We start from the raw sequence: 13,461 nt of genomic DNA, 5'->3' as shown, positions 1-13,461 counted from the left end.
TTGTTGCTCTCGTCACATCTTCCGCTGACTTTGAGTTTACTTTCTTTATCAAATAAAACCGCGTCTTACGCTCTAATATTGTCACTATGGCGCCTGTTCCGTGTTGACCTAGGACCGTATCAATTTCCCAATCGACAAACCGTTCTCTGCTATCGACAATTGCGGGTCTTTCGTCAATCGATACTGCATTTTTTATCGTTGGCGCTTGTTCTGCTTTACCGCGACGATAGCGCTTATGTCCTTGACGTAAATGACGATAAAGTTTGCCGCCATTGCGTTTATTACGCGCTATGTAGCGATAAATCCACTCATGGTTAACAGGCTCTTTTACAAGACTCAATACATGCGAAATCTGCTCTGGACTCCAATCGAGTTGCAGCAATAGCAGCAGGCTCTCTATTCGTCGCTCGGGTATCGTATATTTAGCCGATTGACGCCTAAGTTCTACTGCTTTTTGATGTGCCATCTTTGGGTTGTAGCGTGGTTGTCCTTGGCAGCGTTTTATCTCACGATACACGCTGGAGCGATGACAATGAATGCATTTGGCAATGATGGCTATCGAAAAGCCCTGTTCTAACAGAACTGAAATCTGGTATCGTCTAGCTTCGGTCAACTGTTGATAATTCATGGTGATACTCTTTTACTTTGGCGAGATAAAGCGTACCACTTTTCAGCAGTTGGCTTCTTCTACACCTCAATTAGAGTGTCGCAGTTATTATCTGAATTCTGGGCAAAATAGAAGTGACGGCATAAATTGACATCGGCTGTTCTAATGACACATCACCATGTAATTTTTGCTTTTGGGCTTCAACAGCTTGTTGACGAAACAATGAAGACATAATATCCATATTCTCAAATGCATACCAACTATCCATTGGTAATGAGTGTTATTTGTGAGCTAAACTTTTGTTTAATATTGTTACATACATAAAAACTGCCAGCATTAGACAATAAAGAAATAATTTTTGCAACTTAATTACTCATTTAAATTAACAACCGTTGAGTAACTTGAATTTTGTTTATTCAAACTAAATTGTGACAATACGACCGTTTATGTCACTAATTAACACCATCCTTACCTTGTTACTTTAGATGATAAAATCAACAACTTTAATTTAAAAATAAAAATAAAAATCTGAGCTTGCGCGTAAAGTAGAATTTGTGCTCAGCACGCTAAAAATTAAAGGCAATAAAATCAAAACATTACGCTTTCTCTATTTTTCAAGCGACACAACTAAAGAACGATTTTAAATCGTTTTTTAGCGTAAATTGATGAGACATCATTATAACTGTTCAAAAATCAGTACATGACACAGAGAAGTGTTCATACTGATTTTGTCTTTCACGCTTTTGATTTCTTCACATGCGCAGCATGTGGCTGTTGGGGTTCAAAGGTGAGCTCCCCTTGCCCGAGCTTGTATCCGACCTTTTTGGAACAAAAAGTGGGATACAAGCGTACCGGGTTACGCTGTAGCCCCACTTATTTAGTGGGCTGCTTTGGCTTCGCACTCACCGAGTGCGGGGCGATTTAAAATTGCACTATTAACGTGAAAATGCGTTTTCTCAGCAAAATATTTAATCGATTTGCGCTTGTAGGAGCCAGTTTTGCGGCTGAGAAATGATGTGACGGGTAAGTTCTCTCATTTCTCAGACTAACTATTGGCGCTGTGAGCGTGAATTTTGCCGTTACTTTGCTAACGATTGTCATTATTCACACTCTGTGGCCGCAATTTAGGACAAATTATCTGATTAAGAGCCCTATTCGGGGGCGTGAGACTGATTAACCATTCAAATTGATTGTTCGATTGTTCAAATAGTATAGAAACAGTGTCGATAGTCTTATTTGATGAGTGCCAATGTGACTTTTAAGGTGTTCGTCTGTGCTTGCATAAGTCATGTAGTGTTACGCTTAATTTTTTGACAATTACGCGATACTTTTTCGCACTCACTGAGAGCGAAGCCTTTTTTTCGCTTTACGCTATTGCTTGTGCCCTATGGGTTGCAGCGCATTTAAGCCTGCTGAGTGAGTTAGATCATGTTTTAAACTAGCGTTTTATTTGTGAGTTTTATTTCGCACTCACCGAGTGCGAAGCGATTTGAAATGGCAGTTTAAACATGAAAATGTGCTTTCTCAGGCTGATTGCGGGTGCTGTGAGAGCAAATTTTGGCGTGTAAATGCACTCAGGATTTGCTGAGCGTGGCTATGATTGCCACTCTACGGTTAACATTTTCAGTAAAAACCGCTCTCATACCATCCTATTTTTATACTGGTAGAGATAAATTCAGCGCGAATTCGACTTTATCCACCACAGGCTTGAGTGTTTTTACATCATATTGCTTACCGTATCGTCCATAGGTGATGTTGTGATAAGCGTGTCCGACAATTTGCGCCACCATTGATTCTTCAATTTGCAGCTGTTTTAGCTCATCTATAAAGGTGTGCCGAAATGAATATGCGGTTGGCCGCTTGCCTGCAATGAAGTCGAGCTGGCCGAGTAGTTTGCAAAATTCACGGCAGAACTTGTGCGACCAAACACCGTCACTGCTGGGTGGGTAGCCAAACAAAGGCTGGTTTTTTGATGTTCGGTCAGTAATGCTTTTGACGAAATCAATAAAGCCCAATTCAATTAGCTTTTTATGCAATGGAACGGTGCGCTTGGATTGCGCCGTCTTGAGCTGTTGAGTGATGCCCTCATTGGTGACGTGGATGACGGCTAAGCCGTCTATGTCGGTGATATCATGGCTATGGAGCTGACAAGCCTCTGATGGGCGTAGGCCATGATAGAACATCAACAGCGTTATCCACTTAAAGTCGGGATGCTTATCGATAAAGTCTTGCGATTGCAGCACCTGCTTAAGTTGATGTGGTTGCCAGCGCTGACGCGCTAAATCCTGCCCAGCTTGGTTTGAAGGCTTTGATAGTGTGACTTCATCAAACGGATTGGCACTGGTGTATTGCATCAATCGGCTCCATTTAAAGAACTGCGACACGGCTGCGAGATAGTCTTTGTTACTCTTGTGGCTTCTGCCCTCCTCTAGCAAGCAATCCTTGTATTCCATTGCCTCAGCGCTGGTTATGTCGAGTACATCCTCTAAATGAGTTCGCTCAATAAAATGGCTAATACGTTGATTAAGCTGCTTTACTGTTAAGGCTGAGATGGACTGCTTCTGCTTGGAGGTAATAAACTTAGTCAGTGCATTCTGTAAAGTGATATTACTAACTGATTTTGTTTAGTTTTTACTACCAGCATTCTTTGATAATGCCAACGTTGTTTGTGGGGATGGATTGTCATCTGCCGAAGTGAATTGGGTCGGCCGTATGGGAATAAACGTAGTCACTTCTCGAACTGGCTTAGCCTTGTCATCAAGCATGTCCGTAACCCCAACAAAGCCTGCTCGGGTATCATTAATCAATTGATTAACGTGTGCTTTAAACGCATCAGGCATTGATTGTGCGGTTAAGTTACTGATTAATGGTCGTAAGACACCCGCCACAATAAGATTGCGACCTATGGCGATTGAGCGCTGCTTAGTGAGTAAGGATATTTTGATGTCGGCAGAAAAGCCTTTATCACGCAGATAAACAGGTAACACCATACGGGTGTAATAGGTACAATTTGTGGCTCTGAATAAGTACATATGTCTCAGTCATCCGTTTTGGGTCTGAGAATAGGATTTTTCAAATGCCAGAAAGCAAAAAAGCCATTGATTATCAATGGCTTTTTTGCTTTAGAATATGGCGGAGGAGTAGGGATTTGAACCCTAGGTGGGCTATAAACCCACGCCGGTTTTCAAGACCGGTGCATTAAACCACTCTGCCACCCCTCCGAACGAGCGAAATAATATAAGTATCGGAGAGTATTGTAAACCTCAATTTAAAATTATTGAATCAAATGCTCATCTTATGCTCAGCTCGATGTTTTTTACGGCAAATTATTCACTAACTTTGGTGAATAATCGACAAAACAGGCACAAAAATATCTATACAGTGAGAGACTTGTCGTTTGGGTATGGTAAAATCAGACTAACTTTTCATGGTAAATGCTTATATGAATTCACTCCTGATACCCACGTCTTCACTCGCACCTGAATTTAGCCTGCCACCTCTTTCTGAAACGGCTGCCAATCTAAGCGCATTACTCTTAGGCCAAGAACGCGCTGTGGATGCGTTTAAACTGCACCATGCCATTATTGACCAGCAGCTTTACTTGGCCGATTATCCCGGCATTGACCGCCAGTTAATGATCCAAGCCTGCGTTAATAGTCTGACAGCCTTGCCTGCAACGTACCTAGTGGCACACAGCCAGATTGATAACTCAGTAAAATTTCAATGGCAATTAGATAAACCGCTGGATAATGAAAAAGTAATTACCGAAAAAACGATTAACTATCGTTATCTAAGCGGTAATATTCGTCGCGTTGATCTCATAGGCCGAATGCAACAAACAGGGACGACGAGTCAATATCAAGCAGGCGCTCTGGCACAGTGTCATTATGTGTTTATTTGTGCCGAATCGTTGTGGAAACGTGAAAGTTTGTGGGATTTAGTGATGCAAATTCTCACGCATAAACAATACCAAATCAGCAATACCTTAAGCCCTATTCCACTAAATTGTAAAATTGTCTTAGTGGGCGCAGGGATGATTTATAGTCAAGTAAGAACGGAAGATTGGCAATTTCAACGTCATTTTACGCTGTTAGCGGAACTCGCCAGTGAAATAGATTTGATCCGGTACAAGGAATCACAATACGTTGCATGGCTACAGGCTGTTGCCCAAAGTATTGATGTTACTTTAGAACAATCGAGTTTAGCGCCACTATTCAGTTACAGTACACGATTAACCGAGCACCAGCGTCGTCTCAGTTTGTCTATGCTCGAGTTTGCTCAACTGATGGCGCAGGCTAAGGCATATAGCGGCAAAACAAGTATCGATGCCAACAGTATTGAACACGCGTTAATCCAAGCCAACTATCGCCATAATAGTTCTGAAGAATATTCGGGCCAAAGCTTCGATGACAACTTCATCAATCTGCCAACGTCAGGGGCTATGGTGGGCCAAATTAATGGCCTGACCGTGATCGATGCTATCGATTACAGTTATGGTGAACCAGCGCGTATCACCGCTTCAGTCCACTATGGCGATGGCGAAGTGGCCGATATTGAAAGAAAATCTGAACTTGGCGGTAATATACATGCCAAAGGAATGATGATCCTCTCAGCCTGTTTGTACCGTATTTTTGGACGAGACGCACCATTACACCTAAATGCAAATATCGTTTTTGAGCAGTCCTATCAAGAAATTGATGGTGATAGCGCATCACTCGCTGAATACTGCTGTTTAATGTCTGCCATTGCCGAACAACCGATTATTCAGTCACTGGCGATTACCGGCGCATTGGATCAGTTTGGTAATGTACAAGCGATTGGTGGTATCAACGAGAAAATTGAAGGTTTCTTTAATCTGTGCGAAAGACGCGGTTTGACGGGCGAGCAAGGCGTAATTATGCCAAAATCGAACACATTACAGCTTAATCTTCATCCCAAAGTGATTACTGCTGTAGGTAAAGGCTTATTTCATATCTATGCTATTGAACATATGGATCAGGCGGTTGAACTTTTAATGCAAATGCCTGCGGGTGTCGCCGATGAAGATAATGATTTTCCACACGATTCATTATATGGCCTAGTGCAAGAACGATTAGATAAACTTGCAGGGAATGGTGAAGAGGAAATCGGCTTAATCACGAGATTACTCGCAAAATTAGGATTTTTTCGCCGCTAATTAGCTGATCGGAGTTGTTTAGCTTACACGTGTTCGCTAATCTTGGCCCCTCTTATTGCTGGAGTAGTAAAATAATGAATAAAGCAAACAGTTTCAATAAAGAAGAACTCATCGCCTGCGGCCATGGGAAATTATTTGGTCCAAACTCACCCCGTCTTCCTGTCGATAATATGCTGATGATAGATAGAATCGTCACCATCAATGATAATGGCGGTGAATTTGGCAAAGGTGAAATTGTCGCTGAACTCGATATTAATCCAGACTTATGGTTTTTTGACTGCCACTTTATTACCGATCCCGTTATGCCAGGTTGTTTAGGTCTAGATGCTATGTGGCAGTTAGTTGGTTTCTATTTAGGCTGGGAAGGAGCTGAAGGTAAAGGTCGTGCGCTCGGCGTAGGTGAAGTGAAGTTTACTGGACAAGTATTGCCTGGTGCAAAAAAAGTAACTTATAAGCTCAATATCAAGCGCACTATTCACCGTAAGTTGGTTATGGGTATAGCTGACGCTGTTCTCGAAGTCGATGGACGCCAGATTTATAGCGCTACAGATCTTAAAGTTGGTGTATTTAGCGACACTTCTACGTTTTAATCTTTTGTCTACTGTATCAGCTTTAATACAAATGAAATTGCCCTCAACTGAGGGCAATATGCTGCATTACTTTGCGTGTTCTGGACTATTTAATTAATGAGATTTGGCTCACTTATTTATTAAATAGCCCATTAACTCGGCCATCCACACCTTCACGCCAACCACCTAACCACTGCGATCGCGAATCAAGATTTGCATAAGGACAGAGCTCCTTAGAGCGCCCACCCACACCAGCTTGGAATCCTTTTGAAAAAGCTCTGTCTAAACGATCTCGTTTTTGTCTTTTCATGCAAGCGTCCTCTGTTCTACATAAAATAGAAGCAAAAGCTTCACCCATAGGAATAGTGCTTTTTGACGTTAAGATCAATCAAAAAATAGGCTATCGTGCTGACTATTTATTAAGCTACTGAGATCTTAGTGAAAAAAAATCGAGGCATTTTGCCTCGATTTTTTTAGTCTGAATTGAAGCTTAAAAGTTAACGAGTTCGGCGACGGAACCACACTAAAGGTAATGCCAACAACCATGCTAAAGTTGCAGCGCCTTTACGCTCATAATTCCCCGTATCGGTATTTTCTTTCACTGTGCAAGCCTCGCCACTTGTTGCAGGTTTAAGTACAACCATACGTGGGATATAGGCTGTTACCGGATCGCCATTTCCATTTAACTCAAACAACGGCAAGCCATTATCACCAATAATCACTTTACCATCTTTATCAAATTGATAAGCAGGTTTACGAATAAAAGCCGTACCGACAATCGTTCCTTCTTCGTTAATGCTAGCACCTTCAACAACGACGATATCGGCATTATATTGCAGCTGCTTACCAGAACCGTCCTGTATTTCTACCTGATGACGAGTCCAATTTCCATCACTATTTTTCTCGTAACCCTTAGATTCACAGGTCAGTAATGTATTAAGGTTACTGAACTCATCTGTTGGCTTATCATACAAAAAACCCGCTTTTGGACGCGGTTTTTCTTTGTCGTACGTGGTTTCAATATAACCAACCACTTGGCCTTTATTATTGATACTCTTTGCTTTACTTGAAAGATCACTGGTTTTTGCCGCAAAGTCGTTTGGCGTTACTATGACAGCATCTGCTTGAGTTGAGTCATAATAGAAGAACTTATCCCGTGCATAACCTTGTAGGTAACTACGATAGCTTCCCACCACGAGACCGTTATCATTAATAGCATAAGCTGTAGAACTTAATACTTCATTATCGCGCACTGGGATCCAGTGATATTGATATTCACCATTGGCGTCTTTAGCCCAATAAGCTGCATCTTGGCGTAAATTTTTTGTATCACCATAACGGTAAATATGCGAGCGCCCAACGGCGACACCGGCATTATTTAACCCAACGGCTTGAGCGGTAAAGGTAAACGTATTATCTTTGTCAGGTGTTAATCCTAAAGGTAATTCAGTGCCTGTCGCAATATTATTATCAATTTGCCATACATAAGCACGGGTTTGATATTGAATATTACGTGTCCCTGAAGCATTAGGATATTGCTCACGTTGCACACAAACATCCAACGGCAAGGTATTATCTGTCCCTAAACAATAACTCACACGATCGCTGCCGTACTTACTGATAGCAGTACTCGCATAACCCGCAACTAAATTATTGTTATTTACCGCAGATGCTGCTGACCAACCGCCAAGCTCAACCGTTTTATCATCCTTAACAAATTGCGTATAAGGAGGGATTAATGGAATTTCAGTGTCACCTAGTTTGGCAATACCGCGAAATTCATAGTCACGGTAATACCAGTAATCATCAGCCACATTCGTTGTCGCAGTATTTTCGACTTTCTTTTCAGGCGCAGTCATATTACCGACTTTGACACCGGCATCATTGATACCATAGTAAAATGTATCAACCGAGTTAATGACTGCGGTATCACTTGGCGGTGTAGCGCCATTAATACTATCAAAAGTCGGTAACCAAGCTCCTGCTGCTCCATTTTGCGCGGCAGTAAAGACAAAGTTATTCGCAACTATTGCCTCGGTAATTGAATAGGTGATGGTTTCTTCGGGAGCGATGCCATCTTCAATATCAATGATGCCATCTTCTACATCAGAAGTGCTGAGCTTTTTCTTACCCTTAGAAATACCGACTAATTCGTCATTGGCATTGACGCCTAAAGCATAACCATTACGCGTGCCTTCAAGAGTGCCGAGTAAATCATAGTTATCTAGGTTAACAATTTCATACACTGGTGCAGCATGGGCACTATTCAATACACCAAGGACACCTAAGGCTACCAAGGAAAGGGCTTTATCCAACTTTGACTTCATTAATTCTATTCCCATTTTTATTATTGGTTTACTTCAATGACTCAAGCTCTTCCCATCGCTCGAAGCAAACTTCCAATTGCTTTTCTTTATCAGCTAACTGGCTCAGCACTTGATTCACTTTATCCTGTGTCTGGCTATAGAAGTTTGCATGACCAATTATGGTTTGCAGCGCGAGAATATCTGCTTCTAGCTGCTCCATCATACTGGGTAATGACTCTAACTCACGTTGTAACTTATATGACAATTTTTTTACTGCTGGAGCAGACTGAGTAAGCTTAACTTCTACTGGTTTTGTTTCAACCGTAGGAGCTTCGACCGCCTTTTGTGCACTAGGTTCCTCAGAATAAAATTTTGCCCCTTGGTTCACCGCATCTTGGTAGCCACCCACATACTCGCTCCAAGCGCCATTACCGGCATACCACCAACTACTGGTGACGGTGTTATCGATAAATGCCCTATCGTGGCTCACGAGTAAAAGCGTGCCTTGGTACTCAGTCAGCAATGACTCTAATAATTCTAGGGTCTCGATATCAAGATCGTTAGTTGGTTCGTCGAGTATGATTAAGTTTGCTGGACGAATTAATAACTTAGCCAACAACAGGCGGTTTTTCTCGCCACCAGACAGTGCTTTTACCGGAGTTCTAGCACGCATTGGTGAGAACAAAAAGTCCTGTAAATAACTTAAGATATGACGGTCTTGACCATTAATCGTGATGGTCTTTTTACCTTCACCAACGTTTTCTTCAACGGTTTGCTCAGGATCTAATGCCTCACGATATTGGTCGAAATAAGCGATATCTAACTTAGTTCCAACTTTAATCTCGCCAGATTGTGGCTGTAACTTCTCGATTAATAGTTTAATCAACGTCGATTTACCACAACCGTTCGGACCAATCAGCGCAATACGGTCACCACGGATCACTGTGGTATTGAAATTCTTAACTAGGTTTTTGTCCGGTAAATTGAAGTTTAGATCTTTAACATCAAATACTAACTTACCTGAACGCTCAGTATCCGACACCGCCATTTTAGCGTTACCTTGGCGATTCAAACGCTCACTACGCTCATCACGTAACGCTTTAAGCGCGCGTACTCGACCTTCGTTACGGGTACGGCGTGCTTTAACACCTTGACGGATCCATACTTCTTCATCGGCTAGGCGTTTGTCAAACAAAGCATTTTTTTCAGCTTCGACACGTAACCATTCTTGCTTACCATCAAGATAAGCTTGATAGTTGCCCGGCCATGACGTCACAACACCACGGTCTAAATCGACAATACGTGTCGCCATACGGGCAATAAAGCCCCTATCATGACTGATAAATACAATAGCACCTTGATAATCAAGTAAAAACTTTTCAAGCCACTCAATGGTATCTATGTCTAAATGGTTAGTCGGTTCATCGAGTAACAGTAAATCAGGCTCACTGACCAATGCTCTTGCTAAGGCCACCTTACGTTGCCAACCACCCGATAACTCACTTAATAATTTGTCGGGATCTAGACTTAATAACTCACAATTTTGTTGAATACGTGAATCTAACTGCCAACCGTTGTAGTGATCTAACGTCTCTTGCAGGCCTTGCATCTCATTAAGCATACGATCCATTTGCTCAGGCGAAGCATGGGCAACATCATGAGACAATTGATGATAACGCTCAAGCGCCTGTCCGACTTCTTTTAAGCCCGCAGCAATATAAGCGTATACAGTACCTTGCTCGGCTTTTGGGGGATCTTGCTGTAGGCGGCTAACTGTAACATTACCAGCGATGTTAAATTCGCCTTCATCCAGTAACACATCACCAGACAACACCTTTAATAAACTCGACTTGCCAGCACCATTACGGCCAACAATACACACGCGCTCGCCGCGTTGAATAGTAAAATCCGCTTTTTGTAATAACGGAGTATAACCATAGGCTAAAGAGCCACTATTGATACGAACCAGACTCAAACTAAGCTCCTGTAAACTCTTGTAATTGCGCTGCGTTAAATGGCCAATGTAACTCGTTATCGTTCCAGGCTTTTAGCACAGGAATCGATACGCCATAACGCTGCGCGAGGTATGCATCATCACATATATCGATGGCATGATAGTTAATGTCGGCCGCGTCCAGTAACGCCGCGGCCAGTTCACACAGATGGCAACCGTCGGTGTGATATAGCAGATAAGGCCTGTTATCTAACTCTGTTTGAGTCAACTCAGGCATGGGTTAGCAACCAGGTGTTATGGATATGCGGGTTGCGTTTGTAATCCATCGGTAACGTGATGTCATCAATGTTAGTCACCTTGATATTCATCTTTGTCAGTGTCTCTATATCCATCTTAAACTTGCGTTTATTGTTAGAGAACACTAACTCACCTGTTGGACTAAGCAGTTTGACTAAAGATGCCAGCAAGTTTACATGGTCGCGCTGTACATCAAAGGAGTCTTCCATCCTTTTAGAGTTAGAAAACGTCGGTGGATCGATAAAAATCAAATCGTATTGCTCACGACAATCTCTAATCCACTGCATGCAATCAGACTGCACAAACTCATATTGTTTGCCTTGCAAACCATTGAGTGTAAAGTTGTCCTTTGCCCATGCGATATAAGTATTTGACATATCGACGGTCGTTACTGATTTAGCACCGCCAAGCGCGGCATGCACTGAAGCAGAACCGGTATAAGAAAACAAATTAAGTACGCGGCGCCCCTTAGATTTTTGTCCCACTAAACGACGTGTTAAGCGGTGATCGAGGAACAAACCTGTATCCAAATAACCCGTTAAGTTCAATTTGAACTTAGCGCCATATTCAGTGGTAATGAGCTCTAATTTACGCTCATCCAACTTTTGATACTGACTTGCACCCTTTTGACGCTCACGAGTCTTCATGATCATCTTGTTCGGGTTGATGCCAATCGCCGACGGCAGTGCCAGTAATACATCGCTTAAGCGACGTTTAGTTACAGCTTCAGGTATGGTCGCTGGCGCCATATATTCTTGAATAATCACGTAATCTAGATATTTATCTACCGCGACATTATATTCAGGAATATCAGCATCATAAATACGATAGCTATCGATGCCTTCTTTTTGGGCCCATTTTTCTAGTAGCTTGGCATTCTTTTTAATGCGGTTAGCAAACGCAGGGGCGATATCGGCAATGTCTACGCCATCGGGTAGCACAGGTGTGTCGCGACGCGTACTGTTGGCATGCAAGGTATAAATGTTAAACACACATTCTAATGCGCCGTTGAACATTTTCATCTGTTTATCAGCTTTAAGCTTGAGTGATGAAATCAGTTCAATATCGCTACATAGCATGGCCACTTTCCAGCCGCCAAACTCTTTTTTAAACTTGTCACCGAGCTGATAGTACAATTGCAATAACTCAGACACATTACCTAAACGCTCACCATAAGGTGGGTTAGTGATCAAATATCCCGTTGCGGCAGGAGGCTCTATCATCAAAGCATCGGCGACTTTAAAATCAATTAATTGCAGTACGCCAGCATTTTCAGCGTTACGTTTGGCAACGCCAATTAAATGCGCATCAACATCTGATCCATAGAATTTAATGCCACAACGTTCAAGGCCTACTGAAGCACGTGCTTTGGCTTCTTCAACCACGTTTTGCCACACGGCTTTATCATGGCGACGCCAGTGCTCAAAACCAAAACGACTGCGCTGTAAACCGGGGGCAATATCCGCTGCCATTAACGCCGCTTCAATTAGCACAGTACCGCTACCACAAAAAGGATCGAGCAACGTCGAAGGCGCTGCTTGCCAGCCACTGCGCACTAGCATATTGGCAGCTAAATTTTCCTTTAAGGGCGCCTCACCCGTAGTTGAACGATAACCACGTTGATGTAACGATGGACCTGAAAAGTTTATCGCGATGGTGATCACGCCATTACGGAAATGCGCATCAATCTTAAAGTCAGCGTCAACGCGTGACACGTTTGGACGCTCGATATCATCGTCACGAAAACGGTCAACCACCGCATCCTTAATCTTTAAAGCACCAAACTGGGTATTATTGATAAAGCCACCCGTACCATGAAAATCGATACTAAAAGTGCATTTATTCGAAAAATGTGCAGGCCAGTCGACACAATAGGCTGCGTTATAGAGTTGCTCTGCCGACTCGCAGCTACCTTTATAGATAACCAGCACAATACGGCTGGCTAAGCGTGTCCATAAAGTAATACGATACGCTAAAGCTAAAGGAGCGGTGAAATATACACCTGCAACACTCTCTTTTACTTCAGTCGCACCAAATTCTATCAGCTCTTGGGCTAAGCTATATTCAAAGCCCTTAGGGGCGGCAGCAAAAAAATTAAGCATGGGATATCAGTACGCAGTCAAAATCAAAGCGACATTATACCTGCTCGGATACATAAAAGATAAACAGTTATTAAGCAATGCCCCATTTAGTCACGGTCTTGACCTAAGATCATCGACGAAAAATCGCCAACTTATATTCAAATCGTATAAAAGCCCCCCACCTCGCTTTATATTTAAGCGTTCACCACCTTTTTCAATCTTCGTCCTTGCATTGCCAACGCTCTGCCGTTATAGTCTGCCCCGCTTTGAAGACGGACGCGGGATGGAGCAGCATGGTAGCTCGTCGGGCTCATAACCCGAAGGTCGTAGGTTCAAATCCTGCTCCCGCAACCATTTCAAAGCAAATAATAAAGTAATACAGATAGATATCGGACGCGGGATGGAGCAGTATGGTAGCTCGTCGGGCTCATAACCCGAAGGTCGTCGGTTCAAATCCGGCTCCCGCAACCA

The 13,461-nt window shown here is 42.7% G+C and carries 11 protein-coding genes and 3 tRNA genes; 4 read left to right on the top strand and 10 right to left on the bottom strand.

What is annotated here, in order from left to right:
• The 5 genes from BW947_RS18245 to BW947_RS18235 all read right to left on the bottom strand — a co-directional run.
• Positions 1 to 628 (bottom strand): IS30 family transposase (locus BW947_RS18245; protein ID WP_076502278.1); only part of this gene is annotated, 628 nt, incomplete at its 3' end.
• Between the two features lie 70 nt (positions 629 to 698).
• Entirely contained in the window at positions 699 to 839 is a 141-nt protein-coding gene (locus tag BW947_RS18755) for a hypothetical protein (RefSeq protein ID WP_159436995.1), read from the bottom strand.
• A gap of 1,423 nt (positions 840 to 2,262) precedes the next feature.
• Positions 2,263 to 2,961: a site-specific integrase gene (locus BW947_RS18495; RefSeq protein ID WP_159436994.1), complete on the bottom strand. Its 699-nt coding sequence runs from the start codon at positions 2,959 to 2,961 to the stop codon at positions 2,263 to 2,265.
• Positions 2,962 to 3,231: 270 nt separating this feature from the next.
• Positions 3,232 to 3,639 carry a hypothetical protein gene (locus tag BW947_RS18490; RefSeq protein ID WP_083948269.1) on the bottom strand — a complete coding sequence of 136 codons (408 nt, stop codon included), beginning with the start codon at positions 3,637 to 3,639 and terminating at the stop codon, positions 3,232 to 3,234.
• Positions 3,640 to 3,737: 98 nt separating this feature from the next.
• A tRNA-Ser gene (locus BW947_RS18235) sits at positions 3,738 to 3,828 on the bottom strand.
• 221 nt (positions 3,829 to 4,049) lie between these two features.
• Here BW947_RS18235 and BW947_RS18230 point away from each other — a divergent pair.
• Entirely contained in the window at positions 4,050 to 5,783 is a 1,734-nt protein-coding gene (locus tag BW947_RS18230) for an AAA family ATPase (protein ID WP_076502277.1), read from the top strand.
• A gap of 74 nt (positions 5,784 to 5,857) precedes the next feature.
• Positions 5,858 to 6,373 (top strand): bifunctional 3-hydroxydecanoyl-ACP dehydratase/trans-2-decenoyl-ACP isomerase, encoded by a 516-nt coding sequence (gene fabA, locus BW947_RS18225; RefSeq protein WP_076502275.1) that lies wholly within the window; start codon positions 5,858 to 5,860, stop codon positions 6,371 to 6,373.
• A gap of 112 nt (positions 6,374 to 6,485) precedes the next feature.
• Here the strand turns inward: fabA and rmf are convergent, their stop codons facing one another.
• From rmf to rlmKL, 5 genes are all read right to left on the bottom strand, one after another.
• Positions 6,486 to 6,662: a ribosome modulation factor gene (gene rmf / locus BW947_RS18220; protein WP_006082074.1), complete on the bottom strand. Its 177-nt coding sequence runs from the start codon at positions 6,660 to 6,662 to the stop codon at positions 6,486 to 6,488.
• Positions 6,663 to 6,849: 187 nt separating this feature from the next.
• Positions 6,850 to 8,679, bottom strand: a complete 1,830-nt coding sequence (locus BW947_RS18215; RefSeq protein WP_076502274.1) for a DUF3466 family protein — start codon at positions 8,677 to 8,679, stop codon at positions 6,850 to 6,852.
• Between the two features lie 28 nt (positions 8,680 to 8,707).
• Positions 8,708 to 10,633, bottom strand: coding sequence for an ABC transporter ATP-binding protein (locus BW947_RS18210; RefSeq protein ID WP_076502272.1), 1,926 nt, complete (start codon positions 10,631 to 10,633; stop codon positions 8,708 to 8,710).
• A gap of 1 nt (position 10,634) precedes the next feature.
• On the bottom strand, positions 10,635 to 10,889 hold the full coding sequence (locus BW947_RS18205; RefSeq protein ID WP_076502271.1) for a glutaredoxin family protein: 255 nt from the start codon (positions 10,887 to 10,889) through the stop codon (positions 10,635 to 10,637).
• On the bottom strand, positions 10,882 to 13,011 hold the full coding sequence (gene rlmKL, locus BW947_RS18200) for a bifunctional 23S rRNA (guanine(2069)-N(7))-methyltransferase RlmK/23S rRNA (guanine(2445)-N(2))-methyltransferase RlmL (protein ID WP_076502269.1): 2,130 nt from the start codon (positions 13,009 to 13,011) through the stop codon (positions 10,882 to 10,884). The genes BW947_RS18205 and rlmKL overlap by 8 nt, the downstream gene beginning before the upstream one ends.
• 256 nt (positions 13,012 to 13,267) lie before the next feature.
• Here rlmKL and BW947_RS18195 point away from each other — a divergent pair.
• Positions 13,268 to 13,344, top strand: a tRNA-Met gene (locus BW947_RS18195).
• A gap of 40 nt (positions 13,345 to 13,384) precedes the next feature.
• A tRNA-Met gene (locus BW947_RS18190) sits at positions 13,385 to 13,461 on the top strand.

Origin of the sequence: Shewanella morhuae, assembly GCF_900156405.1 — a bacterium.
Lineage (GTDB): Bacteria > Pseudomonadota > Gammaproteobacteria > Enterobacterales > Shewanellaceae > Shewanella > Shewanella morhuae.
The sequence above is the reverse complement of the archived record's forward strand: the minus strand, read 5'-3'. Positions and strand labels throughout refer to the sequence as shown.

Excerpts from the sequence above, each read along its gene's own strand:
- BW947_RS18755 (WP_159436995.1), bottom strand. The coding sequence starts at position 839 with ATGTCTTCATTGTTTCGTCAACAAGCTGTTGAAGCCCAAAAGCAAAAA.
- BW947_RS18495 (WP_159436994.1), bottom strand. The coding sequence starts at position 2,961 with ATGCAATACACCAGTGCCAATCCGTTTGATGAAGTCACACTATCAAAG.
- BW947_RS18490 (WP_083948269.1), bottom strand. The coding sequence starts at position 3,639 with ATGTACTTATTCAGAGCCACAAATTGTACCTATTACACCCGTATGGTG.
- BW947_RS18230 (WP_076502277.1), top strand. The coding sequence starts at position 4,050 with ATGAATTCACTCCTGATACCCACGTCTTCACTCGCACCTGAATTTAGC.
- fabA (WP_076502275.1), top strand. The coding sequence starts at position 5,858 with ATGAATAAAGCAAACAGTTTCAATAAAGAAGAACTCATCGCCTGCGGC.
- rmf (WP_006082074.1), bottom strand. The coding sequence starts at position 6,662 with ATGAAAAGACAAAAACGAGATCGTTTAGACAGAGCTTTTTCAAAAGGA.
- BW947_RS18215 (WP_076502274.1), bottom strand. The coding sequence starts at position 8,679 with ATGAAGTCAAAGTTGGATAAAGCCCTTTCCTTGGTAGCCTTAGGTGTC.
- BW947_RS18205 (WP_076502271.1), bottom strand. The coding sequence starts at position 10,889 with ATGCCTGAGTTGACTCAAACAGAGTTAGATAACAGGCCTTATCTGCTA.
- rlmKL (WP_076502269.1), bottom strand. The coding sequence starts at position 13,011 with ATGCTTAATTTTTTTGCTGCCGCCCCTAAGGGCTTTGAATATAGCTTA.